Source organism: Bradyrhizobium sp. NAS80.1 (genome assembly GCF_001908205.1).
In the GTDB taxonomy this organism is placed as follows: domain Bacteria; phylum Pseudomonadota; class Alphaproteobacteria; order Rhizobiales; family Xanthobacteraceae; genus Bradyrhizobium.
In genome coordinates this window covers 1-2,393 of sequence record NZ_LGHL01000294.1, presented here as the reverse complement: position 1 = coordinate 2,393, position 2,393 = coordinate 1, and the positions used below count along the sequence as shown (strand labels likewise).

General features: G+C 59.8%; 2 protein-coding genes. Both read left to right on the top strand.

Features of this window, described 5'->3' with window-relative positions; genetic code table 11:
* Positions 1-627 precede the first annotated feature (627 nt).
* Complete coding sequence (locus tag AC629_RS41875) at positions 628-1,860, top strand: molybdopterin-dependent oxidoreductase (protein ID WP_084810489.1); 1,233 nt, start codon at positions 628-630, stop codon at positions 1,858-1,860.
* 11 nt (positions 1,861-1,871) lie between these two features.
* Positions 1,872-2,156 (top strand): c-type cytochrome, encoded by a 285-nt coding sequence (locus AC629_RS41870; RefSeq protein WP_084810488.1) that lies wholly within the window; start codon positions 1,872-1,874, stop codon positions 2,154-2,156.
* Positions 2,157-2,393 lie beyond the last annotated feature (237 nt).

Genomic DNA, 2,393 nt, shown 5'->3' with positions numbered 1-2,393 from the left:
GATAAATCGATGCGAGATCGTCATTGCCAACCTCCGCAAGATCATTGATCTGATAGCTAATCAGTCACATTGTGAGCTCCAGCCACAACCGAAGTGGCTCCGCCGACACCCAGTCGAACGGCGGACCGCCAAAACGACATGCTCTACGAATTTATTTTCGAGCCCGCACCGCGCCTCCGGCAGCATCGGCGCAAGGTCGGCTTCGGGTCATGCGCGACCGGATTGGGCCAGTGGCAAGTCCGCTATGCCCGGATAGCGACGAACTTCCGCATCGCCGCGAAATGACGCGATGGGCCATGTGTGGACGGCTCCTGGAGCCGTCCACACATCAGTTGCGGACTCGTGCAGCGCAACAAAGACACCGCGCAAGCAATCATTCGGCCACCGTCGGCGTGGATTGACCTAGATGCGTACTCGCGATTGCCGGTCCGACCGGCGCGCATGCACCTATTATCGCCTCAGGAGGCATCCACCCAGCTGCTGTTCAGTGTAGAATGCCTGCCCAAGGGGCGACGGTTCGATGGCGCCAAAACTGGAAAGGTCTTGACGTTAGCGTTAGTTGGCCTGGGATGATGAGGACCGCACCAATCAAGTGGCCGCCGCGAGCACTATCGAAGGAGTGACCGCATGTCTCATCTGAATCGCCGTCACTTCCTGGGTTCGACTGTAGCCGCTGGCGCGGCGCTGCTTGGAGGCTTGGGGCGGTTAACCCAGGCCCAAACGCTCTCCGCCGCGGCTGAGCTGACCCCGGGCCTGCCCGCGGGGCTCGGTAGCTACGTTACCATGGCGACGTTACTGGGCAAGAAGCCGCTCATACAGCTGGCCGATCGACCGCCGAACTACGAATCGCCGCTCGAATATCTGCGCACGCCAATTACCCCGAACGATGAGTTCTTTATCCGGTATCACCTGTCTGACATCCCTGAGATCGACGCCAAGACCTACAAGATCGCGGTTGGCGGCGATGGCGCCAACCATCAAGCCGAGATCAACTTCGATGACTTGAAGAAAATGCCGGCGGTCGAGGTCGTCGCGGTCAATCAATGCTCAGGCAACCGGCGCGGCTTGTCCACGCCGCACGTCGCCGGCGTGCAATGGGGCTATGGCGCGATGGGCTGTGCGCGCTGGAAGGGACCACGCCTCAAGGACATCCTCGACAAAGTCGGCGTGAAGGCGGAGGCGATCGAGGTCGGCTTGAATGGCGCCGACGGCCCGGCGGTCGACAAGACGCCGGACTTCATCAAGAGCATCCCACTTTGGAAGGCAATGGATGAGAACACCATCGTCGCCTACGAGATGAACGGCCAGCCGTTGCCGCATCTCAACGGCTTTCCGGCGCGCTTGATCGTGCCGGGCTGGACCGGCACCTATTGGATGAAGCATCTCACCAACATCGATGTGCTGACCAAACCTCAAGGCGGGTTTTGGATGAATCCTGCCTATCGTATTCCGGTCGGCAGATTCCCGGTACGGGACCGCTTCATCACGCAGGAGAACGCAATCTCAACGCCGATCACCGAGATGGTTGTCAATTCGCTGATTACCAGTCATCGCGACGGCGATAAGGTGAAACCCGGCAAGGTTACGGTTAACGGTATGGCCTGGGATGGGGGCTACGGCATCCGAACGGTGGAAGTCTCCACCGACGGTGGCAAAACCTGGACGACCGCGAGCTTGGGCCGGGATCGCGGCCGCTACGCGTTCCGACCCTGGAGCTTCGTGCTCACCGCCAAGAAGGGCAAGAACACGGTAACGGTCAACGCGACCAACAGAATCGGCCAAAGCCAGACCGCCGAGCTGATCTTCAATCCTGCCGGCTACCACAACAATGTGATGCAAGACATCACACTGAATGGTTGAGGGAGGCGACCATGCGCACATTCGTCATTGCATTCGCCGCCGCGCAGATCGCTGCTTCGGCGATGGCCGCCGACGAGCAGGTGATTAAGCTGAAGCAGGATTCTGGCGTCGATAAAGTGGAAGCCAACTGCCAAGCCTGCCACACACTCGCCTACATTCCGATGAACTCGCCGTTTCTAAACGCGGCTAGCTGGGACGCCGAGGTGACCAAGATGATCAAAGCGATGGGTGCGCCGATCGACGACGCCGATGCCAAGGTCATCAAGGACTATTTGACTAAGAATTACGGCGGCTGACGGCTAAAGAACTCTCCCCTGTGGATCGCCGCTCACCCGCGTCGAGGGGCGGTCGAATGAGACCGCGGCTCCCCGCTATGTCTGCAAAGGGTCTTGGCCGTGTAAAAACGGCTTTACGGGGCCGTCAGCCTTGAAGCCCAAACTGGGCCGGCCTCAGGCCGTGATCGCGGTGATCAGCGGCCTGATCCCGAGGATATTCATTGCTCGGGTCAGATTATAGGCCAGAACCGAGAGGGC

Coding starts and splice junctions, on each gene's coding strand:
- AC629_RS41875 (WP_084810489.1), top strand. CDS start 628: ATGTCTCATCTGAATCGCCGTCACTTCCTGGGTTCGACTGTAGCCGCT.
- AC629_RS41870 (WP_084810488.1), top strand. CDS start 1,872: ATGCGCACATTCGTCATTGCATTCGCCGCCGCGCAGATCGCTGCTTCG.